Source organism: Arthrobacter sp. Y3222053 (assembly GCF_059092805.1).
Map to the genome: position 1 here is coordinate 465,034 of NZ_JBNHIA010000002.1, position 24,465 is coordinate 489,498.

At 68.8% G+C, this 24,465-nt stretch carries 19 protein-coding genes; 9 read left to right on the forward strand and 10 right to left on the reverse strand.

Annotated elements, in window-relative coordinates:
• Positions 1-22 precede the first annotated feature (22 nt).
• From AC5RUW_RS06385 to AC5RUW_RS06400, 4 genes are all read left to right on the forward strand, one after another.
• Positions 23-1,009, forward strand: coding sequence for a carbohydrate ABC transporter permease (locus tag AC5RUW_RS06385; RefSeq protein ID WP_494159905.1), 987 nt, complete (start codon positions 23-25; stop codon positions 1,007-1,009).
• Positions 1,006-1,920 carry a carbohydrate ABC transporter permease gene (locus AC5RUW_RS06390; RefSeq protein WP_494159906.1) on the forward strand — a complete coding sequence of 305 codons (915 nt, stop codon included), beginning with the start codon at positions 1,006-1,008 and terminating at the stop codon, positions 1,918-1,920. Before AC5RUW_RS06385 ends, AC5RUW_RS06390 begins: the two co-directional genes overlap by 4 nt.
• Positions 1,920-3,389 carry a GH1 family beta-glucosidase gene (locus AC5RUW_RS06395; RefSeq protein ID WP_494159907.1) on the forward strand — a complete coding sequence of 490 codons (1,470 nt, stop codon included), beginning with the start codon at positions 1,920-1,922 and terminating at the stop codon, positions 3,387-3,389. Before AC5RUW_RS06390 ends, AC5RUW_RS06395 begins: the two co-directional genes overlap by 1 nt.
• Before the next feature lie 70 nt (positions 3,390-3,459).
• The gene (locus AC5RUW_RS06400; protein WP_494159908.1) at positions 3,460-4,479 is read left to right on the forward strand and encodes a LacI family DNA-binding transcriptional regulator; all 1,020 of its coding nucleotides are present in this window, start codon (positions 3,460-3,462) and stop codon (positions 4,477-4,479) included.
• A 121-nt stretch (positions 4,480-4,600) separates the two neighbouring features.
• On the opposite strand, the gene AC5RUW_RS06405 is transcribed toward AC5RUW_RS06400, so the two are convergent.
• The 4 genes from AC5RUW_RS06405 to polA all read right to left on the reverse strand — a co-directional run bounded on the left by AC5RUW_RS06405 (position 4,601) and on the right by polA (position 11,171).
• Positions 4,601-4,996: a hypothetical protein gene (locus tag AC5RUW_RS06405; RefSeq protein WP_494159909.1), complete on the reverse strand. Its 396-nt coding sequence runs from the start codon at positions 4,994-4,996 to the stop codon at positions 4,601-4,603.
• Between the two features lie 311 nt (positions 4,997-5,307).
• Entirely contained in the window at positions 5,308-6,774 is a 1,467-nt protein-coding gene (gene rpsA / locus AC5RUW_RS06410) for a 30S ribosomal protein S1 (protein WP_494006932.1), read from the reverse strand.
• Positions 6,775-7,024: 250 nt separating this feature from the next.
• The gene (locus AC5RUW_RS06415; RefSeq protein WP_494159910.1) at positions 7,025-8,353 is read right to left on the reverse strand and encodes a GNAT family N-acetyltransferase; all 1,329 of its coding nucleotides are present in this window, start codon (positions 8,351-8,353) and stop codon (positions 7,025-7,027) included.
• Between the two features lie 34 nt (positions 8,354-8,387).
• Positions 8,388-11,171, reverse strand: coding sequence for a DNA polymerase I (polA, locus tag AC5RUW_RS06420; protein WP_494159911.1), 2,784 nt, complete (start codon positions 11,169-11,171; stop codon positions 8,388-8,390).
• On the opposite strand from polA, the gene AC5RUW_RS06425 reads away from it, so the two are divergent.
• Together AC5RUW_RS06425 and AC5RUW_RS06430 are read left to right on the forward strand one after the other, a co-directional pair.
• On the forward strand, positions 11,170-11,658 hold the full coding sequence (locus tag AC5RUW_RS06425) for a hotdog fold thioesterase (RefSeq protein WP_494159912.1): 489 nt from the start codon (positions 11,170-11,172) through the stop codon (positions 11,656-11,658). The two genes, polA and AC5RUW_RS06425, sit on opposite strands and share 2 nt — an antisense overlap.
• 110 nt (positions 11,659-11,768) lie before the next feature.
• Positions 11,769-12,851: an alkene reductase gene (locus tag AC5RUW_RS06430; protein WP_494159913.1), complete on the forward strand. Its 1,083-nt coding sequence runs from the start codon at positions 11,769-11,771 to the stop codon at positions 12,849-12,851.
• 99 nt (positions 12,852-12,950) lie between these two features.
• On the opposite strand, the gene AC5RUW_RS06435 is transcribed toward AC5RUW_RS06430, so the two are convergent.
• From AC5RUW_RS06435 to AC5RUW_RS06450, 4 genes are all read right to left on the reverse strand, one after another.
• Positions 12,951-13,193, reverse strand: coding sequence for a hypothetical protein (locus AC5RUW_RS06435; RefSeq protein WP_494159914.1), 243 nt, complete (start codon positions 13,191-13,193; stop codon positions 12,951-12,953).
• Positions 13,190-14,497, reverse strand: a complete 1,308-nt coding sequence (locus AC5RUW_RS06440) for an inorganic phosphate transporter (RefSeq protein WP_494159915.1) — start codon at positions 14,495-14,497, stop codon at positions 13,190-13,192. The genes AC5RUW_RS06435 and AC5RUW_RS06440 overlap by 4 nt, the downstream gene beginning before the upstream one ends.
• A 224-nt stretch (positions 14,498-14,721) precedes the next feature.
• On the reverse strand, positions 14,722-16,785 hold the full coding sequence (locus tag AC5RUW_RS06445) for an MFS transporter (RefSeq protein WP_494159916.1): 2,064 nt from the start codon (positions 16,783-16,785) through the stop codon (positions 14,722-14,724).
• 22 nt (positions 16,786-16,807) lie between these two features.
• Complete coding sequence (locus tag AC5RUW_RS06450) at positions 16,808-17,221, reverse strand: Hsp20/alpha crystallin family protein (protein WP_494159917.1); 414 nt, start codon at positions 17,219-17,221, stop codon at positions 16,808-16,810.
• Positions 17,222-17,544: 323 nt separating this feature from the next.
• On the opposite strand from AC5RUW_RS06450, the gene gad reads away from it, so the two are divergent.
• The 3 genes from gad to glsA are packed head-to-tail and all read left to right on the forward strand — an operon-like array spanning position 17,545 to position 21,623.
• Positions 17,545-18,942, forward strand: a complete 1,398-nt coding sequence (gad, locus tag AC5RUW_RS06455) for a glutamate decarboxylase (protein WP_494159918.1) — start codon at positions 17,545-17,547, stop codon at positions 18,940-18,942.
• A gap of 18 nt (positions 18,943-18,960) precedes the next feature.
• On the forward strand, positions 18,961-20,673 hold the full coding sequence (gadC, locus tag AC5RUW_RS06460; RefSeq protein ID WP_494159919.1) for a glutamine/gamma-aminobutyrate antiporter GadC: 1,713 nt from the start codon (positions 18,961-18,963) through the stop codon (positions 20,671-20,673).
• Positions 20,670-21,623 carry a glutaminase A gene (gene glsA, locus AC5RUW_RS06465; RefSeq protein ID WP_494159920.1) on the forward strand — a complete coding sequence of 318 codons (954 nt, stop codon included), beginning with the start codon at positions 20,670-20,672 and terminating at the stop codon, positions 21,621-21,623. Before gadC ends, glsA begins: the two co-directional genes overlap by 4 nt.
• Before the next feature lie 118 nt (positions 21,624-21,741).
• Here glsA and AC5RUW_RS06470 read toward each other — a convergent pair whose 3' ends face one another.
• A complete protein-coding gene (locus tag AC5RUW_RS06470; protein WP_494159921.1) occupies positions 21,742-22,527 on the reverse strand; it encodes an IclR family transcriptional regulator domain-containing protein in 786 nt (261 codons plus the stop codon).
• A 51-nt stretch (positions 22,528-22,578) separates the two neighbouring features.
• Positions 22,579-24,447 carry a bifunctional sugar phosphate isomerase/epimerase/4-hydroxyphenylpyruvate dioxygenase family protein gene (locus tag AC5RUW_RS06475; RefSeq protein WP_494159922.1) on the reverse strand — a complete coding sequence of 623 codons (1,869 nt, stop codon included), beginning with the start codon at positions 24,445-24,447 and terminating at the stop codon, positions 22,579-22,581.
• Between the last annotated feature and the right edge of the window lie 18 nt (positions 24,448-24,465).

Sequence of the window (24,465 nt, forward strand, 5' to 3'; positions counted from 1 at the left end):
GCGCGGAGCAGAAGAGTCTGCCATGACCACAACACTGAACCGAACCGTTCCACGGCCGCCGGTCAAGCAGGTGCCGACCTTCCGGCAGCGGCTGTCCCGGTGGGACATGAAAGCGTCTCCCTACCTCTACATCTCCCCCTTCTTCCTGCTGTTTGCGGTGACGGGACTGTTTCCGCTCCTCTACACCTTCTGGGTGTCGCTGCACGACTGGCACCTGCTCAAGGGACAGGGCGAGTTCGTCGGCCTCCGGAACTTCACCGAGGTCCTGGCCGATAGCTACTTCTGGAACTCCCTGTTCAACACCTTTTCGATCTTCCTGCTCTCAGCCATTCCCCAGCTGATCGTCGCCGTTTTCCTCGCCGCGATCCTGGACCAGCACCTGCGGGCCAAGACGTTCTGGCGGATGTCGGTGCTGCTGCCCTACGTGGTGACGCCGGTGGCCGTAGCCCTGATCTTCACGAACATGTTCAACGAGCAGAACGGGCTGATCAACAATCTCCTGGACAACTTCGGCATGGAGCCCGTCCGCTGGCTGAACGACACCTTTGCCAGCCACTTCGCCATTGCCACCATGGTCAACTGGCGCTGGACCGGCTACAACGCCCTGATCCTGCTCGCGGCGATGCAGGCCGTGCCCCGTGACCTGTACGAGTCCGCGGCCCTCGACGGGGCCGGCTCCTTCCGGCGCTTCTTCAGCATCACGCTGCCCAGCATTCGGCCCACGATGATCTTCGTGGTCATCACGTCCACCATCGGCGGGCTGCAGATCTTCGCCGAGCCGCGCCTGTTCGACCCCGCCAACGCAGGCGGCACGCAGGGCCAGTTCATGACCACCGTCCTCTTCCTCTGGGAGATGGGCTTCCAGCGGTCGAACTTCGGCAAGGCTTCCGCGGTGGCATGGCTGCTGTTCCTGATCATCATCCTGGTGGGGATCGTGAACTTCCTGATTTCCAAGAAGATCGCCACCTCCGATTCCAGGAAACCCCGTCCCGCAAGGAGCCCACGATGACTGTCCTGCAAAAGGCCCGGGCCGTCCCCGGCACCGGAGTCGGCTCAGGATCGGGCAAGCCGGCCCGCGAGCGGCGCAGGAGCCGTTCGTTCGGGTCCGCCCGCCGGCCGGGCTTCCTGACCTACGGGATCCTGCTGGCCTTCCTGTTCGGTTCGGCATATCCCCTGTGGTGGTCCACCGTCATCGCCAGCCGTTCCAACGCCGCGCTGGGCTCCGACTGGCCGCCCCTGTGGCCCGGCGGCAACTTCTGGAACAACGCCGCCGAGGTCTTCGACTCGGTGCCGTTCTGGAAGGCGCTGGCCAACAGCCTGATCATCTCCGGCACCGTCACGCTCTCCGTGGTCATCTTCTCCACGCTGGCCGGCTACGCCTTCGCGAAGCTGCGCTTCAAGGGCAACGGCGTGCTGATGGTCGCGGTGATCGCCACCATGGCCATCCCCACCCAGCTGGGCATCATCCCGCTGTTCATGGTCATGCAGAAACTCGGCTGGACCGGCGAGCTCGGCGCGGTTATCGTGCCCGGCCTTGTCACGGCCTTCGGGGTCTTCTTCATGCGGCAGTACCTGGTGGACGTCATTCCCGATGAGCTGATCGAATCCGCCCGAATGGACGGCGCCACCATGTTCGGCACCTTCCGCCACGTCGCGCTGCCCGCGGCCCGGCCGGCCATGGCCATCCTGGGCCTGTTCACGTTCATGACCGCGTGGACGGACTTCATGTGGCCGCTGCTGGTCCTGCCGAACAACCCGACCCTCCAGGTGGCGCTCAGCCAGCTGCAGTCATCGCACTATGTGGACTTCTCCATCGTGCTGGCCGGCGCGGTGCTGGCCACCATCCCCCTGCTCGTGCTCTTCGTGCTGGCAGGCAAACAACTTATATCCGGAATCATGCAGGGAGCAGTGAAGGGCTAATGACGAACAACACCCCCGAGACCAGGAACTTCCCGGCAGGCTTCATCTGGGGATCCGCCACCGCGGCCGCCCAGGTCGAAGGCGCCGCCTGGGAGGACGGCAAGGAGGACTCCGTCTGGGACGCCTTCGCCCGCACTCCCGGCAACATCATGAACGGCGATACCCTGGCGACCGCGGCGGACCACTACCACCGCATGCCCCAGGACGTGGCCCTCATGAAGGAACTGGGCCTTGACTCCTACCGCTTCTCCACCAGCTGGGCCCGCGTCCGCCCCGGCGGCGGCCCGGTCAACCGCAAGGGGCTGGACTTCTACTCCCGGCTCGTCGACGAACTGCTCGACGCCGGGATCCTCCCCTGGCTGACCCTGTACCACTGGGACCTGCCCCAGGCCGTGGAGGAAGCCGGCGGCTGGGCCAGCCGCGACACCGCGTACCGGTACGTCGAATACGCCCAGGACGTCCACGCCGTGCTGGGCGACCGGGTCCGGCACTGGACCACCTTCAACGAGCCGTTCTGCTCGTCGCTGCTGGGCTACGGTTCAGGCGTCCACGCCCCGGGACGGCAGGAGCCCCGCGCAGCCATCGCCGCCGTGCACCACCAGCACCTGGCCCACGGCATGGCAGTCACCGAACTGCGCGCCCTCGGCGCCGAGCAGCTCGGCATCACCCTGAACCTGAGCAACTCCATTCCGCGCGATCCCGAGGATCCGGTGGATCTGGAGGCGGCCCGCCTCTTCGACTCGCTGCAGAACCGGATCTTCCTCGATCCGATCCTGCGCGGCGCCTACCCGGAGGACACCCTGCGCGATCTTGAACCATTCGGCCTGCACGAGGTCATCCAGCCGGGCGACATGCAGCTCATCGGCGCGCCCATCGACTTCCTGGGCGTCAACCACTACCACGACGACCAGATCAGCGGCCATCCGGACACCAGCGGCGCCGATGGGCACGGCGGCGGCTCCGGCCGTCCGACGGCGTCGCCCTGGATCGGCGCCGAGCACATCACCTTCCCGAGCCGCGGCCTGCCCAGGACGGCAATGGACTGGGAAGTGAACCCGGACGGGCTGCGCAGACTCCTGGTCCGGCTCGGCGAGGAGTACCCGTCGCTGCCCCCGCTGTACGTGACGGAAAACGGGGCGGCCTATGAGGACGCGGTGAGCGAAGACGGGGCGGTGCATGATCCGGAACGCACCGCCTACATCCTCGACCATATCGATGCGGTGGGACGGGCCATTGAGGCAGGAGCCGACGTCCGCGGCTACTTCGTCTGGTCCCTGCTGGACAACTTCGAATGGTCCTGGGGCTACAGCCGGCGGTTCGGCGTCGTGCACGTGGACTATGAGACGCAGGTCCGCACCGTCAAGGACAGCGGGCTGGCCTACAGCCGGCTCGCTGCCGCCGTCCGCAGCGGCACCGCCGGGGACACCGACAGCGAGGGGCGCGAAGCCGCCCCCGCGCCGGTCGGCTGAGTGAAACTACACTGGATGCCGGGATACCCCGTGGGCCGGCACCGACACCCAACGCGACATGGAGGCCACAATGGCTGCTGACACCGGCCAGGCGCGGCCGGCCCCCACACTGGAGATGGTGGCCGCCCTGGCCGGCGTGTCACGGGCCACCGTCTCCCGCGTGGTCAACGGCTCCCCATCCGTGGCGCCGGAGCTTGTCCGTACGGTCCAGCAGGCGGTCAAGACGCTGAACTATGTGCCGAACCGGGCGGCGCGGACGCTCGCCAGCCGCCGGACCTATACGGTGACGCTGCTGGTGCCGGAGTCCACGTCGAAGGTCTTCGCCGACCCCTTCTTCGCCACTGTGGTGGAAGGGGTCGCGAAGTACCTCAACACCACCGACTACATGCTGAACATGGTCACCTCCTCGGAGGCGAACCCGGAGAAGACCCGGCGCTACCTGATGGGCGGCAACGTCGACGGGGTGCTGGTGGTCTCCCACCACAGCGGGGACCATTCGTGGGAGCACCTGAACGACTCGCTGCCGATCGTCTTTGCCGGACGCCCGCTCGTCAACCACCGGGACAGCTGCTACGTGGAGGTCGACAACGAGGAGGGTGCACAGGCCGCCACCCGGCGGCTGGTCGAAACGGGACGGCAGGCCGTTGCCACGATCGCCGGGCCGCAGGACATGCCGCCCGGCGTCGACCGGCTGGCCGGGTGGCAGACGGTCCTGCGGGATGCGGGGCTCGACGACGCCCTGGTCGAGTACGGCGACTTCACCGTGGCCTCAGGGGCGGCTGCGATGCGCCGGCTGCTGGCCCGCGGGAAACCGCTGGACGGCCTGTTCGCCGCGAATGATCAGATGGCCGCCGGAGCGCTGGAGGTCATCCAGGAACACGGGCTGCGCGTTCCCGAGGACATCGCGGTGGTCGGGTTCGACGACGACTACTTCGCCACGAGCGTGACGCCGGCCCTGACCACCGTCCACCACCCGATCTCCACCCTGGGCGAGAAAATGGCGGAGGTCCTGGTCGACCTCATCGAGGGCCGGCCGGCCCAGCGCATCACCCGGCTGCCGATCTCCCTCGTCGTGCGGGAATCCGCCTAGCCCGAGGGCCCAAGCCGCGTGGGACGTCCCGGAACACCGGGGCGTCCCACGCTCCACTTAACGGTCAGGCGGTCCTGGGCGGCTGGCCGCAGGCAGCTTCAGGAAGCCGCCTGCGAAACAGTCACAACAGCATCAACGCGCGGACGCTGACGCCCAGCCAGAGCACCGTCCAGCCGTACACGAGGACGCACAGGGCCCAGACCGCCGGGCGGGCCCGCCGCAGTGCAAGTGCAGGCCCCGCGACCATCCAGCCCGCCGCCAGGGCCGCCAGGGGGCCCGCGAAGGAAAATCGGACATAGTCCATGACGGCGGAGTAGTCCTCATTGGGGTTGCTCAGCGCCGCGCTGAAGCCCAGGTAGGCCGCGCAGCCCCAGTTCAGGGACAGCACCGCGAACCACACGAGGTGCGCTGCGACCAGGTTCCACAGCAGGGCGCCGCGCAGGCGGCGGGGCTCCCTGCCCGGACGCTGCTGGCCGGGTGGCGGGGCGGCCCAGGCCCAGGGGCCCCCGGGCGGCACGGGGTAGGGGCGGAAAGGAGGGCCCGGGTATGCAGCGGGGCCGCCGGCCGGCGGGACGGAGTAAGGCCCGGCCGAGGGCCCCGGAGAAGCTGCGCCGCCGAACCCGGTCCGCTGCGCCGATGCCTGCTGCCCCGGTTCCCTTGGGTACTGCGGCTCCCCCACTGTGTCCCCCTGACCCTGGTTGTACGTTCCCCGGGAGTCTACCGGCGGCAAAGGCACCCGGGGCCCCGGTTACGCGGGACATGACAAAGGCGGGCCCCCACCGAAGTGGGGACCCGCCTTGGCTTCCGGCCGGGGCCGGAGAAGGAAACCTAGTTTCCGGTCAGCTTCTCGCGCAGAGCAGCCAGGGCCTCGTCGGAGGCCAGGGTGCCGGCGTTCGACTCGGAGACGGGCTCGGAGGAGTAGCTGGTGCCACCCTCGACAGCGTCAGCAGCGCCGCCCATGTCCTCGGACGCGTGCTGTGCGACCTGCTTCTTGTGAGCCTCCCAGCGGGCCTGGGCGTCAGCGTACTGCTGCTCCCAAGCGGCACGCTGTGCCTCGTAGCCTTCGAGCCACTCGTTGGACTCCGGATCGAAGCCCTCCGGGTACTTGTAGTTGCCGGCCTCGTCGTACTCCGCGGCCATGCCGTACAGAGCCGGATCGAACTCGGTGCCCTCGGGATCGACGCCCTCGTTCGCCTGCTTCAGCGACAGGGAGATCCGGCGACGCTCGAGGTCGATGTCGATGACCTTGACGAACAGCTCGTCGCCCACGGAGACAACCTGCTCGGCCAGCTCCACGTGGCGGACGGCCAGCTCGGAGATGTGCACCAGGCCCTCGATGCCGTCTTCGACGCGCACGAACGCACCGAACGGAACGAGCTTGGTGACCTTGCCCGGAACAACCTGGCCCAGGGCGTGGGTGCGGGCGAAGGTCTGCCAGGGATCTTCCTGGGTGGCCTTCAGGGACAGGGAGACACGCTCGCGGTCCAGGTCGACTTCCAGGACCTCGACGGTGACTTCCTGGCCAACCTCGACGACCTCGGAGGGGTGGTCGATGTGCTTCCAGGACAGCTCGGAGACGTGCACGAGGCCGTCGACGCCGCCCAGGTCCACGAAGGCACCGAAGTTGACGATCGAGGAGACGACGCCCGGACGGACCTGGCCCTTCTCGAGCTTGTTGAGGAACGTGGAGCGGACCTCGGACTGGGTCTGCTCGAGCCAGGCACGGCGGGACAGCACAACGTTGTTGCGGTTCTTGTCCAGCTCGATGATCTTGGCTTCGATCTGCTGGCCGATGTACGGAGCCAGGTCACGCACACGACGCATCTCCACCAGGGATGCCGGCAGGAAGCCGCGCAGCCCGATGTCGAGGATGAGGCCACCCTTGACAACCTCGATGACGGTGCCGGTGACGACGCCGTCCTCTTCCTTGATCTTCTCGATGTCGCCCCAGGCACGCTCGTACTGCGCGCGCTTCTTGGAGAGGATCAGGCGGCCTTCCTTGTCCTCCTTGGTGAGCACCAGGGCCTCGACCTGATCGCCGACGGAAACAACTTCGCCGGGATCAACGTCGTGCTTGATGGAAAGCTCGCGGGAGGGGATGACACCTTCGGTCTTGTAACCGATGTCGAGCAGGACTTCGTCGCGGTCAACCTTGACGACAGTACCCTCGACGAGATCGCCGTCGTTGAAGTACTTGATGGTCGCGTCAATGGCGGCGAGGAAGTCTTCGGCAGATCCGATGTCGTTGATGGCGACCTGCGGGGTGCCGGACTTCTCGGTGGTGGTGATGGTCATGTAGTTGGGACTCCGATGTGGAAGTTATGAATATTTTCCGGATGAACATCCACCGCCGCCGCACGGCAGCGGACTGCCTTTGAAGCGCCAGGACGATGTGTGCTTGTCCGGAAGATGGACAGGATTGGAACTGACATGCGCCTAATAAAGCGCCCGTTCAGTCTAGCCGCAGCCTCCAACTCAGGTCAAAGGCGGCGGGCAAAGGACTACCCGGGCACCGGGACTGCGCCCCGATACGCTCCCGCTCCGACTAGAAGTGCGTGCTGCAGTACGGCGCCGGGCCGGCACTGAACAGGGTGTCCAGCATGTCCAGGGCGTCCGCCCCGGCCCGGATGCCGCCGGCGCAGGCCAGGGTGCGGGCACTGACCGCACCGAGGTACAGGGAGCCGAGCGCCGAAACGTCCAGCGCGGCCCGCGGAACGTCAGCCCGGTCCCCGTCGGCGACCGGGCTGACGGCTGCGGTGCCGCCGCGCACCTCGAGGAGCCAGCTGCCGGCGGCGTGGTCCAGGGGATCGGAGACGTCCAGGACCACCGCGCCGTCACCGAAATACCCCCGGGCCTGAAGCGCGCTCCGGGCATCCAGCACACGCAGCCAGAGCACATCGTCGACGCCCGTCACCCGGTAGCGGCGCCGGTTCGTGAGCATCCACGGCAGCGGGTCCTCCACCGGCGCCACGCCGAACGTCACCCGCTCGACGAGGTCCACGGCGCCGAGGTAGCGCCACAGCTCCCGGTAGGCCTCGTCGCCGGCCGCCACCAGGTCGATCACCTTCACGGTGTGCGGCTCGGTCTGCCAGCCGAGCGACTTGTAGGCGGCGTACCCGTCGGGAACACCGTCACTGTCGTAGCGGATCACGCCGCGCACGCCCTTGTCCGGCTCGGTGCTTTCCTGGCCCCAGGCACCGGAGGCGCGCAGCGCGTAGCTGTGCTGCCGGCCCAGGGCACCGAAGGTCCGCTGCAGGTGGGCCCGGAAGATCCCGGGCGCCAGGGCCTGCAGCTTGCCGGCGTCGGCCACCGCCACGGTGCCCGCCGCGGGGGCCCCGAAGTCCAGGCCCCCGCGGGTGTCGACCTGGATCTCCGCCGTGGAGGTCGCCGCCCCGAAGCCGAAGCGGCCGTAGATGGTGGCTTCCGACGCGGTCAGCGCGGCCAGAGGCAGGCCCGCGGCCTTGGCCGCTGCCAGGTCCGTGGTGATCATCCGGCGCAGGATGCCGCGGCGGCGATGGGTGGGCCGCACGGTCACCGCCGTCACCAGATGCGCGGGCAGCAGCGTTCCGCCGACGTTCAGGTCATTCACCATCGAGGCATAGGTGCCCACCGGAACGGCCGGATCCCACGCGTGCTCGGGAGCGGCGTCGTCGTAGACCGCAGTCAGGGTCCGCCCGTCGCGCTGATAGGCCCGGATCAGCTCCGGCAGCCGTGACTCTTCGGTGCGCTCCTCATGGAAGCCGAAGTCGACGGCGTCGAACCAGTTCCGGGTACGCTCATCGGCCGCCTGCCCGGCGTCGTCCAGGCCAGGCGCGAACGAAACGAGCCGCAGTGCGCCGCCCCCGCCGTCCGGATCCGTGGTGCTCTCCCCCATGTTCCGCTTCCTCTCGGTTCAGGCGCCGATCCGGTTAGTGCCCGGCCTCGTGCCAGCTGATGCCCGCGCCGACCGAGACGTCCAGCGGCACGGACAGGTCGGCCGCTCCGGCCATCTGTTCGCGCACCAGGGCTTCAACAGTCTCGCGCTCACCGGCCGCCACTTCGAGCACCAGTTCATCGTGCACCTGGAGCAGCATGCGGGACTTCAGGCCCTGCGCGCGCAGCTCGGTGTCCACGCCCAGCATGGCACGCTTGATGATGTCCGCGGCGGAACCCTGGATGGGCGCGTTCAGCGCGGCGCGTTCAGCCATCTCCCGCAGCTGCCGGTTGTCGCTGGACAGGTCCGGCAGGTAGCGGCGGCGTCCTTCGATGGTGGAGGTGAAACCGTCCTTGCGGGCCTGCTCGACGACGCCGCGCAGGTAGTCCCGCACCGCGCCGAAGCGGGTGAAGTAGTCCCGCATGAGGGTCCGGGCCTCGTCCACCGGGATGCCCAGCTGCTTCGACAGGCCGAAGGAGCTCAGCCCGTAGACCAGGCCGTAGGACATCGCCTTGACCTTGGACCGCATGGCGCTGGTGACTTCCTCCGGCGCCACGTTGAAGATGTGCGAGCCCACGAAGCGGTGCAGGTCCTCGCCGTTGCGGAACGCCTCGATCAGGCCCTCATCCCCGGAGAGGTGGGCCATGATCCGCATTTCGATCTGCGAGTAATCCGCGGTGAGCAGCTGCTCGTAGCCCTCGCCGACGACGAAGACCTCGCGGATCCGCCGGCCTTCCTCGGAGCGGATGGGAATGTTCTGCAGGTTGGGGTTCACGGAGGACAGCCGGCCGGTGGCGGCGATGGTCTGCGTGTACGTGGTGTGGATCCGCCCGTCGTCGGCGACCGACTTGTGCAGGCCCTCCACCGTGGAGCGCAGCTTCGAGGCGTCGCGGAAAGCCAGCAGCTGCTCCAGGAACGGGTGGCCCGTCTTGACGATCAGGTCCGCCAGGGCGTCGGCGTCGGTGGAGTAGCCGGTCTTGATCTTCTTGGTCTTGGGCAGGCCCAGCTCGTCGAACAGGACGGCCTGCAGCTGCTTGGGCGAGCCGAGGTTGATCTCCTTGCCGATGATCCGGAACGCCTCGGAGCTGGCATTGCTGATCGTCGCGCTGAAGTCATCGAGCAGCCGCTCCAGCTTGTCGCGGGAGACGGCGATGCCGGCCATCTCCATGTCACCGAGCACCCGGGCCAGCGGCAGCTCGAGGCCGCCCAGCAGCTGGTTGGCGCCACGCTGGAGCAGCTGGCCGCCGAAGTGGTCGCTGAGCTGGAGGGCGGCATAGCCGTTCAGGACGGCCGCCGAGGCTGCCGCCTCATCCTCTGCTTCATCTCCGAGGGGAAGCGCGAGCTGGTTGTCCGCCTCGGGAGCCGCACCCAGGGCCACCTTCAGGTGGTGCTGGGCCAGGCCGGCCAGGTCGTAGCTGCGCCGGTCGGGCTGGATGAGGTAGCCGGAGATCATGGTGTCGTCGACCACGCCGGCCAGCCGCAGGCCTCGGGCCGCCAGCGCCTTGTAGGCGGCCTTGAAGTCGTGCACGACCTTCGGCGCGTCAAGGTCCTCAAGCCACGCGGCGAGGACCTTCTCGGCGTCGGCGTCGAGACGGGTCAACGGCACGAGGGCCGAAGCCTCGTCGGTCACCAGGGCCAACGCCACGGTGTCGGCCGCGGCGCCGGTTCCCTCGACGATCAGCTGGAGGGCCGTCTTGGCCTGGTTTGTGGAGTTGATCCAGGCGGTGAGCTCGGCAGCCCCGGTGATCACCTGGTGGGCCGGCGGTTCGAAGCCCGGCTGCTGCGCCTGCTCCTCCTCGCCGTACATGTCGAAAAGGCGCTTGCGGAGCGCGTTGAACTGCAGTGCGTCGAAAAGCTCCTCGACGGCGTCGCGGTCGGGGCGGCGTGCGGTCATGGCATCGAGGTCGACCGGAAGGTCGACGTCGCGCAGCAGGTGGTTAAGCCGCCGGTTGCGCTTGACGCCCTCGATATTGGCCCGCAGCGAGTCGCCGACCTTGCCCTTGATGCTGTCGAGGTTCTCGATGATGCCTTCGAGCCCGCCGTAGATCTTGATCCATTTGGCGGCGGTCTTGGGCCCGACGCCGGGAACGCCGGGCAGGTTGTCGGCCGTCTCGCCGACGAGCGCAGCCAGGTCCGAATACTGGTGCGGCGGCACCAGGTACTTGGCCTCAACGGCGGCGGCGTCCATCCGGGGCAGGTCGGAGACGCCCTTCTTCGGGTAGAAGACGGTCACCCGGTCATTGACCAGCTGGAAGGCGTCGCGGTCTCCGGACACCACCATGACGTCCCAGTCCTTGGCTGCGGCCTGCTCGGCGAGGGTCGCCAGGATGTCGTCGGCCTCGAAGCCGTCGACGGTGAGCGTGGGAATGTTCATGGCTTCGAGGACCTTGATGATCAGGTCCACCTGACCGTGGAACTCCTCAGGCGTCTTGTTCCGGCCGGCCTTGTACTCGGTGTATTCCTCGGAGCGGAACGTGGGGGTGTCCAGGTCGAACGCCACGGCGAGGTGGGTGGGCTGCTCCTGCTTGACCAGGTTGATCAGCATGGACGTGAAGCCGTAGACGGCGTTGGTGTGCTGGCCGGTGTCGGTGGAGAAGTTCTCGGCGGGAAGGGCGTAGAAGGCCCGGAACGCCATGGAATGCCCGTCGATGACGAGCAGGCGGTTCCGTCCGCCGTCGGACACCGTCCCCAGGGCCTGGGCGGACTTGATGCTGCTGTCCGGAACGGTTTCTGCGGCCGGTTTGGTTGTTTCACTCACAACTGCAAGCCTAGTGGCCATGAAGGACATTTTCACGCCGGCCGATGAGGCCTCCGGCACGCCCGAGAACCCGTATGTGAGCCAGCTGACGGAGGCAGGGGTTCCCCCCGAGCTGCACGCCGGGCTGGCGGCCCACGGCGTGGGCAACCTGGTGGAGCGGATGGGCATCCGCTTCCTGGAGATGTCGCCGCAGCGGCTCGTGGCCACCATGCCGGTGGAGGGCAACGAGCAGGTTGCCGGCATCCTGCACGGCGGCGCGCACCTGGTGCTCGCCGAGACCCTGGGGTCCTTCGGCGCCGGCCTGCACGCCGGCCCGGGCCGCCACGCCGTCGGAATCGAGATCAGCGCCACCCACCACCGCTCGGTGTCCTCAGGGCTGGTGACGGGAACGGCGACGGCGCTGCACCTGGGCCGCACGCTGACCACCCACGAGGTGGTCATGACCGATGAGCAGGGCCGGCGGCTGTCCACCGCCCGGATCACCAACATGCTGCGCGAAAACCGGTAGGGCCCGGGGCGCAAACCGCACCGGAATAGACCGGGGCCCCTGCGTGGTTGCGGCTTTCGTACCCACGACGGCCGCGCACATCGGCGTGCCGTCTGAAAGGAAGGCCCTGCATGAACCTGTTCTCCCCCCTCACCGTCGGCTCCGTGGAGCTGTCCAACCGGCTGGTAATGGCCCCGCTGACCCGGATGCGCAGCGGCCGCGACGGCGTCCCCGGGCCCATGGTGGCCGAGCACTACCGCCAGCGCGCATCCCTCGGCCTGATCATCAGCGAGGGAACGTACCCGAGCTTCGCCGGCCAGGCCTTCACCGGCCAGCCCGGCCTGGTGACGGAAGAGCAGGTGGCCGGCTGGCGGAACGTCACGGACGCCGTGCACGCAGCCGGCGGGCGGATCTACGCCCAGGTGATGCACTCCGGCCGGGTCACGCACCCGGGCATCAACGGGGGGCGCGAAGTGCTGGCGCCCAGCGCCGTCGCCATCAACGGCCTGACCCACACCTATGAGGGCAAGCAGCCCTATCCGGTGCCGCGGGCCCTGGCCGCCGACGAAATCCCGCAGATTATCACGGAGTTCGTGGCCGCCTGCCGCAATGCGGTGGAGGCCGGGTTCGACGGCGTCGAGCTGCACGGTGCCAACGGCTACCTGCTGCACGAATTCCTCTCCCCCGCCGCCAACCTGCGCACGGACGGCTACGGAGGCTCGCCGGAGAACCGGGCGCGCTTCGTGATCGAGCTCTACCGGGCCGTCGCGGAGGAGATCGGCGCTGAGCGGACAGGCCTGCGCATCTCCCCCGAGCACAATGTCCAGGACGCCCTGGAAACCGATCCGGAGGACCTGCTGGCCACCTACGGCACCCTGGTGGACGCCATCACGCCGCTGAAGCCCGCCTACCTGAGCATCCTGCACAGCGACCCCGCCGGGCCCCTGGTCCAGGAACTGCGCCGCCGCTTTGACGGCCCGGTCCTGCTGAACTCGGGCTTCGGCGTCGAGACCACCCGGGACGAGGCCCTCGGGATGATGGACCAGGGCCTGTGCGACGCGGTCGTCGTCGGCCGGCCGGCGCTCGCGAACCCCGACCTGGTGCGACGCTGGCGCGATGACCTGCCGCTGAACGCCCCGGACCGGAGCACCTTCTATGCCTTCGGCCCGGAGGGCTACACCGACTACCCCGAGTACGCCGCCGGGCGGAACTGACACCGCCGGACGCACCGGGAACCTGTGACAGAAGGCGGGGGACCTGCTCCATGACGGAGAAGGTCCCCTGCCTTTTGTCCTGCCCCCGCCTGCCGGGCCTCAGCCGTGCAGCGCGGGAACGATGAGGTAGATCCCGGCCAGCACCGCCGCCCCCGACACGGCGAAGCAGGCGTAGGAGCCGGCCCGGGCCAGGGCGAGGGTGCGCTGCGGCGTCGCCGGGTCTTCGGGATCAGTGGCCACCGCGCTCAGCCGTACCCCCAGGGAAAACAGGCCGACGACGGTCAGCGAGGCCAGCAGCGTCGCGACGGCGACGATCAGGAAAGACAGCCAGTCGATGTTCACTTTTCGTCAGCCTCCGTGGTTGCCCGGGCGCTGCCCGAAGCCCGTCCTGCGCCGTCGGCGGCCGGCACGGCTCCAACGGCCTGATCTGTTTCCGCGGCCGCTGCGGCGTGTGCCCTGGCGGCCTTGCTGCGCCCGCGGCGCCGGCGCTTGATCTTCACGACGTCCCCGGCGGCGTCGATGTCGCTGATCGCGTTATCGGAGCCGACGCGGCTGCGGCGGGAGTACAGGAAGATGCCGAGCATGATTCCGCCGCCGACAACTGCGTCAATGGCAACGCCGACCACCCCCAGCGAAGCGGCAACCGCCGCCGCCGCGGCACCGATCGCCGCAGCTGCCGGAAGCGTCAGCAGCCAGCCGCCGGCGATCCTGCGGGCGGTGCCCCACCGCACCGTTGCTCCCTTGCGGCCGAGGCCCGAGCCGATCACCGAGCCGCTGGCCACCTGCGTGGTGGACAGCGCGAAGCCCAGGTGGGACGAGGCCAGGATGGCGGCCGCGGTGCTGGTTTCGGCGGAGAAGCCCTGCGCCGGCTTCACCTCGGTCAGGCCGGAGCCCATGGTGCGGATGATGCGCCAGCCCCCGGCGTAGGTTCCCGCGGCGATGGCGATCGCGCAGGCCGCGACGACCCAGGTGACAGGCCCGCTGCCGGACGCCTGGAACCCGCCGGCGATCAGTACCAGGGTGATGACGCCCATGGTCTTCTGCGCGTCGTTGGTGCCGTGCGCCAGGGCCACCAGCGAGGAGGAGAAGACCTGCGCGTGCCGGAAGCCGCCGCGGCGGCGGGGCAGCTTCGCGCCGTCCGGATCCGACCGCCGGGTGACGGCGTAGGCCAGCTTGGTACACAGATACGCTGCGGTTCCGGCGATCACCGGGGCGAGCAGGGCGGGCAGGATCACCTTGGACATCAGCACCGAATAGTCCACGGCCCCGAACCCGGCGCCCACCACGGCCGCGCCGATCAGGCCGCCGAACAGGGCATGGGAGGAGCTGCTGGGCAGGCCCAGCAGCCAGGTCAGCAGATTCCAGATGATCGCCCCGAGCAGCCCGGCGAAGATCATCACCGGCGTGATCTGGATGCCTCCTTCGCCTTCCCGGATCAGACCGCCGGAGATCGTCTTGGCCACTTCCGTGGACAGGAAGGCGCCCACCAGGTTGAGCACCGCCGCGAGGGCGACGGCGGTCTTCGGCTTGATCGCACCCGTGGCGATCGGAGTGGCCATGGCATTGGCGGTGTCGTGGAAGCCGTTGGTGAAGTCAAAGAGCAGCGCCAACGCGATCACGAGCGCGACCATGAGGGTGAGGTCCACCGGTTACCTAACTCAAGAAGGATACGATTCCGCGGGCATGGGCCGGCCCAGGCGCTCTGGAGGGCTCATGCGCCGCCGCGCTCCGGGGCCGGGCCCCGGCGGGCGGGACAGGGCGGCGGAAGAGACCTGGCAGCGGGGCTGCAGGCGGCTCGGCGCAGTCGAAATCCTATGCCCTGGGCCTTCATCGGCCAAAGCGGGGACCGCCCGCCCCGCCCCGGGAAGACCTAGATCTGCAGCCCCGTCTGCGGTGTTTCGGCTCCGAACTCCACGTCGATCACGGGATCGGATGTGGGCAAGACCACCCGCCGGGTGTGCGTGGTCGCTCCGTCCGGCTCCACCACAGCCAGGATGTAGGTTCCGGGACGGGGCAGCGGCAGTTCGTAGCGGCCCGCTCGGTCCGAGCGGGCCGCGGCGGTGACGGCCTCGGTGGGGCGGCCGAGCACCACCAGGCAGTCCGCCAGCGGCCGGCCGGCGTGGGCCACCGTTCCGCTGAGCATCAGCCGCCGCTGGAAACGGATGTCGCGTTCCGTATCGCTGCCGGGAACCGTGACGACCTCGGACACGGGCCGCCAGCCGTGCTGGCCGGCCACGAACAGGTAACGCCCCTCCCCCGGCAGGACGACGGCATACCGCCCGCCGTCGTCGGCGCGGTCCCAGTCCACCTGCGTACCGTCCATGGACAGGACGGAGACGGTGCCGCCGGAAACGGAGGTTCCATCGGACGCGCGCAGGACGCCGGTGACCATGACCTCCTGTTTTCCGGCTGCCGGGGCGGCGGGCACAGCGTGCAGCTCCGGGTGGGTTGCCTCCCGCCGGGCCGGCGCGGGCACCAGGCAGGAGATCCCGGTGGCCGCCAGCGCGGCCGCCCCGGCCAGGAGGAAGATCAGCCGGAAGGCGTCGACGCCGGGGAAAACGTCGCCGTCGATTCGTACCGTGAGCGCCGCCAGCACGGTGGCGACGGTGGCGCTGCAGGTGGAGGTGCCGACCGACCGCAAAAGCGTGTTCACGCCGTTGGCGGCCGCCGTATCGGTCAGGGGCACGTTGGACATGATCAGCGTCGGCATGGCGGACATCGCGATGGCCGTGCCGACGGAGACGACGACGGCGCCGGTGATGATGCCCGGCACGGAGTGCAGCAGCACAACCCGGGAGAGATAGCCCGCGGCCATCACCGCGCAGCCCACCACCAGCGTCAGGCGCGCCCCGTGCCGGTTGGTGATCCGTGCCGACAGCGGGGCGGCGGCGACCATCGCCAGGCCCGATGGGATCATCGTCAGCCCCGCCGCCAGCACGCTCAGCCCGAACCCGTACCCCGTCTCCGGCGACAGCTGCAGCTGCTGGGTGGTCACCAGCATGTTCGCGTACATGGAGAATCCGACGAGGATCGTGGCGGCATTGGTGAGCAGCACCGGCCGCCGGGCCGAGGTCCGCAGATCCACCAGGGGCTCGCCGATGCGCAGCTCCAGCGGAAACCACAGCGCCAGCAGGACGGCCGCCGCGGTGAACAGCCCCAGGATCGGCCCGCTCCCCCATCCCCAGACCCCGCCCTTCGTGATGGCCAGCAACAGGGCCGTCATGGCAGCTGACAGCAGCACCGCTCCGGTCCAGTCGAACCGTCCCGGGGTGCGGACCCGGGACTCCGGCACACAGAAGAAGACCGCAGCCACCAGCACCGCGGCGATGGTCGCCACGACCCAGAACGTGGCCTCCCAGCCCAGCCGCTCATAGATGAGCCCGGCCATCGGCAGCCCCAGGGCGCTGCCGATGCCGAAGCTCGCGCTCATCAGGGAGACGGCGGCGGCAATCCGGCGCTGCGGCAGGGCGTCGCGCAGGATGCTGATGCCCACCGGGATCACCGCTCCGGCGAAGCCCTGCAGGGTCCTCCCGGCGAGCACCCATTCGAAGGTGCCTCCGAGCGCTGCGGCGTATCCTCCGGCCACCATCGCCGCCATGCTGATGAGCAGCATGCGCTTCTTGCCGAACATGTCGGCCAGCTTGGACACGATCGGTGTGGCCACCGCGGCGCTGAGCAGCGTCAGGGTCACCAGCCAGGACACGTCATCGCTGCTGACGCCGAAGACCCGCGGGTACTCCGGCAGCAGCGGCACCACGGCCGTCTTTTCCAGCGACACCACGATGCCGCCGCAGGCGAGGACCGCGGTCACCAGCCAGGCGGGACTGCCGGCCCCGCGCCCCGGAGAGCCCGATCGGCCCGTTCCGCCGTCCCGGCCGACGCCCGACGGCGGGCTGCCGCCTCGGGCGCTCCCGGACCCGGTGCCCTGCGTCATGCGCGCCTCCCGGCGTCGAAGGTCAGCTCCTGGTGATCGGCACCTTCCGCCCGGTGTCCCCGGTCGGGGGCAGCGGTACCCGGACCTCCAGGACACCGTCGCGGTAGGAGGCGGCGACGTCGTCCGCTGACGCGCCCTGCGGCAGCCGGATCTCGCGGGTCATGGAGCCGTACCGGAATTCGGACCGGTAGCCCTCCCTGCCCCGGCGGCTGCTCTCCTCCCGGCGCTCGGCATGGATGCGCAGCACGCCGTCCGCCACGGTGACGTCCAGATCCGTTTCCGGATCAATGTCCGGCAGGTCGGCCCGGACAACGAGCGCCTGTCCGTCCCTGTACTCCTCGATGGGAAAGGCGGAAGCGACGTCCCAGTCCCCCTCGAAGAAGCGCCGCACGGGCTCCGGAAGCTCGAAGCGGTCGCGCCGTGAAAGTCCAGCCATGGGTTCCTCCTGGGTATGCGGAAGCGGTGCCTTTGCCGGCGGGGCCGGAGCCGGTATTGCCGTTCAGGCTACGCCCGCGCGCGGGCGGACCTCAACGGGTCCGGCACCGGCGGCGCCCACGTCCCCCGCAGGTTGCCGGGGTGGGACGGAGGCCGCCCGTACCGTCTCACGGCGCCCGCCTCCGGAACCGTTGCGTTGTCTGGTATTGGCCTTTCGGCCGCGCGTATAGTCGGCACTGCGCGCTGCCCTTGGGGAATCTAGGACCGCCGCCGCGCACCGCGGCGAGGTGTCAGTTGGGGACACTGAACTGGAGGTCAAAGACCATGCCGCAAGCCGGAGAATCCCAGAACGGCCAGAGGGACTTCCTCACCGTCAACCCCGTCTTCGCCCGTCCGGGCGAGGAAACCGTCGCACCGAAGTTTTCACTGCGGGACGGGCAGATGCTGCCCGAAACCGCCTATCAGATCGTCCATGACGAGACCATGCTGGACGGCAACGCCCGGCTGAACCTCGCCACGTTCGTCAGCACCTGGATGGACGACCACGCCGACCGGCTGTACTCCGAAACCTACGACAAGAACATGATCGACAAGGATGAGTACCCGCAGACCGCCGCCATTGAGCAGTACTGCTGGAAGATCCTCGCCGATCTCTGGCACTCCCCTGACCCGCAGGGCACGATCGGCACCTCGACGGTCGGCTCCTCCGAGGCCTGCATGCTGGGCGGCCTGGCCTTCAAGCGGCTCTGGCAGCACAAGCGCCGTTCCGAAGGGAAGTCCACCGAGAAGCCGAACCTCGTCATGAGTTCGGCGGTGCAGGTGTGCTGGGAGAAGTTCTGCAACTACTTCGACATCGAGCCCCGGCTGGTGCCCATCAGCGAGGAGCACAAGTGCCTCGACGGGCACGGGCTGGAGAACTACGTCGACGAGAACACCATCGGCGTCGTCGCGATCATGGGCGTGACCTACACCGGCATGTATGAGCCCGTGCAGCAGATCGCCGCGAAGCTCGACGAGATCCAGGCCTCGACGGGGCTGGACATTCCCATCCACGTGGACGGCGCTTCCGGAGGGATGATCGCGCCGTTCCTGCAGCCGGACCTCACCTGGGACTTCCAGCTCGAACGGGTGCACTCAATCAGCACCTCGGGGCACAAATACGGGCTCGTCTATCCGGGCCTCGGCTGGGTGGTTTGGCGGGAGCGGCAGTGGCTGCCCGAGGACCTGATCTTCTACGTCAGCTACCTCGGCGGCGACATGCCGACCTTCGCCCTCAACTTCTCCCGGCCCGGCGCCCAGGTGGTGCTGCAGTTCTACCTGTTCCTGCGGCTGGGCCGTGACGGCTACCGCCAGGTGCAGCAGACCTCACAGGACGTGGCGCTGTTCCTCTCGCACGGAATCGCGGAGATCGGTCCCTTCGAACTGTGGAACGACGGCTCCGACATTCCCGTCTTCGCCTGGCGGCTGAAGCAGGGCCACACCGACAAGTGGACGCTCTACGACCTCGCGGAACGGCTGCGGTCCAAGGGCTGGCTCGTGCCCGCCTATCCGATGCCGGATGACCTCTCCAACCTCACGGTCGAGCGGATCGTGGTGCGCAATGGACTCAGCATGGACCTGGCCTCCAGCCTGCTGGAGGACATCCGCACCGAAACCGCATACCTGGAGAACCTCTCGGCGCCCATGCCCACGGAAGCGGCCCACCCCGGCTTCCACCACTAAACCCTGGAGGTGAGTGGAATGAGCGATTCCACTGCATCGACTGACCGGCAGGCACGGGCCAAACGAACGGCGACCATCTCGATCGGCGCGCTCGCCGTGATGAACATCGTCGCCATCGTCTCCCTGCGCGGCCTGCCGGCAGAAGCCGAATACGGGCTGAGTTCCATCTTCTACTACGTCCTGGCCGCGGTCGTGTTCCTGATTCCGGTGTCCATCGTCGCGGCGGAGCTGGCGACGGGATGGCCCGAAACGGGCGGCGTGTTCCGATGGGTCGGTGAGGCGTTCGGCGCCCGCTGGGCGTTCCTCGCCATGTTCATGCTCTTCATCGAGGTGTCCATCTGGTTTCCGACCGTGCTGACCTTCGGCGCAGTGTCACTTGCCTATACCGGAACGAACCAAAACCTCGATGCGCAGCTCTCCGGCAACAAGGCCTTCGTCCTGGCCGTGGTCCTGGTGGTCTACTGGTTGGCCACCTTCATTGCCTTCCGCGGCGCGGGCGCCTTTTCCCGGGTCGCCAAGTGGGGCGGCATCGTGGGCACGCTGATTCCGGCCGCGATCCTGATCGTGCTCGGCTTCGCCTATCTGTTCTCCGGAAACCGGCTGCAGATCCAGACCGGATGGAACGAGCTGATACCGGACTTCAGCAATTTCTCCAACGTGGTGCTGGCAGCCAGCATCTTCCTGTTCTACGCAGGCATGGAAATGAACGCCATCCATGTGAAGGACGTGAAGAACCCCACCCGCAGCTACCCGCTGGCGGTGCTCATCGCCGCCGCTGGAACGGTCGTGATCTTCGTCCTCGGCACGCTGGCCATCGCCTTCGTGGTGCCGCAGGCCGACATTAACCTCACGCAGAGCCTCCTGACGAGCTACAACGACATGTTCGAGTGGGCGGGCATCGGCTGGGCCGGGCCCATCATCGCCGCGATGCTCCTGCTCGGCGTGCTGGCCGGCGTGGTGACCTGGGTGGCCGGTCCGTCCAGCGGCCTTCTCGCCGTCGCCAAGGCGGGGTATCTGCCCCGGTTCTGGCAACACACCAACCAGCACGGCATGGGCACGCACATCCTGCTCTTCCAGGCACTGCTCGTGACCGCCTTGGGCGTGGTGTACGTGGTGCTGCCCTCGGTCCAGGCGGCCTATCAGATCCTCAGCCAGCTGACCGTCATCCTCTACCTGATCATGTATCTGCTGATGTTCGCCGCGGCGATCTATCTCCGGTACAGCCAGCCGCACCGGCCCCGGCCCTACAAGGTGCCGGGCGGCGACGTCGGCATGTGGATCGTGGGCGGCGTCGGTTTCCTGGGTTCGCTGATGGCCTTCGCCTTCAGCTTCATACCGCCGGACCAGATCGCGGTCGGCTCCCCGGAGCTGTACGTCGGCATCCTGGTCGGCGCCGCCGTGGTCATGGTGGCCCTGGCCTTCGTGATCTATGCCTTCCGCAAGCCGCACTGGCGGGACCCGGACAGCGAGTTCGTGCCGTTCACCTGGCAGCTGGAGGGCAAGCACCCGGGCACCGTGAACGACTCCTCGGTGCCCACCAGCACCCTCTCCGATGAGTTCCTCAGCGGAGAACGATCCCGTACCGGCGCGAAGGCCCCGTCCGGCACCGACGACGCGCCCCGGCCGGTATCCGACAGCGGCGGACGGACCCCGGAGGCGTCGGGCGGGCGGCAGCGGCCGCGGCTGCGGCGCCGGCCCGGGCCGGCGGCAGGCGGGAGTTCAGCGACATGAAGCCATCCAGAGAGGCCATCGAAAATGCCGTCCGGACGGCCCATGCGGACCACGTGAACGACACCGCCGGAGCCAACGCCAGCTACATTCCGTATCTGGCCTCCGTTGACCCTGCATTGTTCGGGGTGGCGGTGGTGACGGTCGACGGCGATGTGTACGAGGCCGGAGACACCCGGTTCGAGTTCGCGCTGGAGTCCATTTCCAAGGTGTTTTCCATGGCGCGCTGCATGGAGGACGTGGGGCTGCAGTCCTTCCACGACAAGATCGGCGCCGACCCGACCGGCGAGCCGTTCAACTCGGTCATCGCGCTGACGCTGCATGAAGGCAAACCGCAGTCGCCGCTGGTCAACGCCGGCGCGATGGCGACGGTGTCACTGATCCAGGCGGATTCCCCCGGCGACCGCTGGCAGAAGATCCTGCAGACCCAGAGCGACTTCGCGGGCCGGCAGATCTCGCTGAGCGACGCCGTGAACGACTCGGAACAGTCGACCAACTTCCACAACCGCGCGATCGCCTGGCTCATGTACTCGGCCGGAACGATGTACTCAGATCCGATGGAGGCCTGCGAGGTGTACACGCGGCAGTGCTCCACGCTGGTCACGGCCGTGGACCTGGCGACCATGGGGGCGACCATCGCGGCACGGGGAACCAACCCGGTGACCGGAAAGAAGGTCATCTCGGATCCGTCGTTCGTGCCGCCCATGCTCGCCGAAATGACGATGGAGGGCCTGTACACCGCCTCGGGCGACTGGGCCTACAAAGTGGGCCTGCCGGGCAAGTCCGGCGTGGGCGGCGGCGTGCTCGCCGTCATGCCGGGAGTCCTCGCCATAGCAGGCTTCTCCCCTCCGCTGGATCCGGCAGGCAACAGCGTGCGGGGCCGGCACGCCGTCGCCCAGGTGGCGGCCGCGTTGAAGCTGAACCTGTACAACGCCAGCGACTACGCGTCCTGATCCTGAGGGGTGGATGCGGACGGGTGCCCTGCGGGGCGGGGGCGTCCCCGCGCCGCAGGGCCTTCCCCTGTCCGGCGCCGGTTCGCCCGGCTGCGCAAAATAGTCCAGGCTGCGCTGGTCAGCCAGGCTGCGCAGCGGGGGGCCGGATGCCGTAGTCGGCGCTGATCTTTGCGGCCGCCTCACGCAGCCGGGGCAGCACCACGGTCTCGACGGCCTCGGTGCCCCGGTGCCGGTGGAGGGAGACATTTGCGGCAGCCACCACCCGGCTGCCGAGCCGCACCGGAACGGCGACGCCGCTCAGGCCCTCCTCCAGTTCCGCCCGGACCACGGACCAGCCCTGCCTGCGGACGACGTCGAGCTCGCTGCGCAGCTGCTCCGCCGACGCCACGGTGCGGGCGGTGTACGGGCGGATGTCGCTGCGGGCGAGCCGGTCCTGCAGGTCCGCGGGCTCAAGGCCGGCCAGCAGCACCCGCCCCATGGACGTGGCCCAGGCCGGGAAGGAGGTGCCGACATTCACCGAGACATTCACCAGCCGCGGTGAAATCACCCGGGCGACGTACACGATCCGGGTGTCGTCGAGGACGCACAGGGACGTCGTTTCCATCAGGTCCGAGGCCAGGGCACGCAGGTGCGGTTCGGCCACCGCCGGCAGGGTCAGGCCGGAGAGGAAGGACGAACCGATGCTCAGCGAGCGGGGAGCCAGTTCGTACCGGCCCTCATGCAGGCGCACGTAGCCCAGCTCCGCCAGCGTCATCAGGAACCGGCGTGCCGCGGCCCGGCTGAGGTCCGCGGCCGCAGCAACATCGCTGACGCTCAGCCGCGGGGACTCGGCAGTGAAGGCGTCCAGCACGGCGAACGTCTTTTCGACGCTCTTGACGTACCAGCTCCGTTGGTCCCCGGCCATGCACTCCCCCTGCTGCTTCCCGGAACCGGCGCGGCCCCCTCGAAGGCGATGTTACCGAACCGGGCCTGCAGCGGCCTGCCGGACACCCGAGCGCCGGTACTGGGAGGCCAGCCGAACGGCCGCGTTGGGCGCGCCGTACCCCTCGTAGGAGGGGCGGCGTTCGACCACCTCGAAGAAGAGGTTCCCCACGGTCGAGGTGTAAAAGTGCAGGAACTCGCCCTCGGCGTCGCGGTCGTACAGCAGGTTGAGTTCCTGCAGGGTCCGCAGCAGCGCGGGATCGAGGTCGAACCGGGCGGCGAGGTCTTCGTAGTAGTTCGCCGGAATGGGCAGGAACTCCAGGCCGCGCTCGACGGCGGTGCGGGCCACCGCCACGATGTCGGTGCAGCCGAAGGCGACATGCTGCGGGTATCCGGAGCCGTCGCCGGCGCCGTCGAAGACCGGCGGGGCGATGTTCAGGGCCAGGCGGACTGCTCCGCTGCGGCTGCGCATCACCTGGCTGCGCACCAGCCCCATGGGGCTGGGCACCTCCTCGCTGGGGCGCGGGGCCAGCGACAGGGTGGACTCATAGAACAGGACGGCCTCGTCGAAGTGCTGCCAGGGCTGCGAAAGGTTCACGTGGTCGATGCCGGTGATCGTCCCCGGCGCCGTCTCCGGGGCGGAGGGGCCGAACTCCCGGGCCCAGGCCGGCTCGCCCGCCGTTGCCGGGCACAGGAAGATCTCGGTTCCGTCCGGCGCGGAAAAGGCCTGCAGCACCTGCTCGCCGGCCTGGCTGCGGCGCGGAACGGGAGTCGCCTGCAGCTGCAGCGCCCGGGAGGCCGCCGCCACGGCGTCGGCAACGTCCAGCCCGAGTGCCGAGAGCCCGGCCTCGCGGTCCGGCTGCCGTCCGGTGCTGATCACCACGCGGGCCTGGTTCTGGGTCATCAGCTCCGCCGGCTTGCTGCGGTGGCGGCCCCGGGAGGTGAAGCCCAGCTGGTACAGCAGGGTGCGGATGGGCTCCGGGTCACCGGAAGTGACCTCGGCGAAGCTCACGGCGTGCGGTTCCTCGACGCCCGGCAGCGTGGCCAGGCTCATCCGGCCCGCGCCGGCACCGCCGTCGCTGCCGGCGAGGTGCAGGGAGGTCCGTTCCGAAAGCCAGATCAGCGAACGCATCGCGTCGACCGCGGTGCGGTCGACGGCGGCCTGCCGGAAGACGTCGTTGAACACCTCCAGGGAGACCGGCCCGTCATAGCCGCTGCGGACCAGGTGGCCCATGAACCCGGCCAGGTCGAAGGCCCCTTCACCCGGGAAGACACGGTAATGCCGGCTCCAGGAGAGCACGTCCAGGGACAGCTCCGGGGCATCGGCCAGCTGGACGAAGAAGATCTTCGCGGCGGGAATCCGCTCGATTGCCGCCGGGTCCCAGCCGCGGGACAGGATGTGGAAGCTGTCCAGGCAGGTGCCCACATTGGGGTGGTCCGCGAGCTCGACGATGCGCCAGGCATGCTCGAAGTCGTCGACGAAACGCCCCCAGGCCAGCGCCTCGTAGGCCAGACGGATCCCGTATCCGGCTGCCAGCTCACCGAGGCGGCGCAGCTGGGCGGCGGCCACGGCGTCGTCGTCAATGGTTGCCGTGGCCACGTTGCTGCACACCAGCAGGGTGTCGATGCCCAGCCGGTTCATGAGCGCGAACTTGGCTTCCGCACGGCGCAGGTTGCCCGCGAGGAGCTGCTCGTCCACGCCCTCGAAGTCCCGGAAGGGCTGGTACAGGTCCAGGCTCAGGCCAAGCCCGGCGGCCAGGTCCCGGATCTCCTCCGGGCTGAGGGGGCAAACCAGCAGGTCCTGCTCGAAGATCTCCACTCCGTCAAAGCCCGCGGCGGCGCAGGCGTGCAGCTTCTCTTCGAGGGTGCCGCTGAGGCAGACCGTGGCAATGGAGGTGCGCATCGTTTCGCTTTCCGTTCC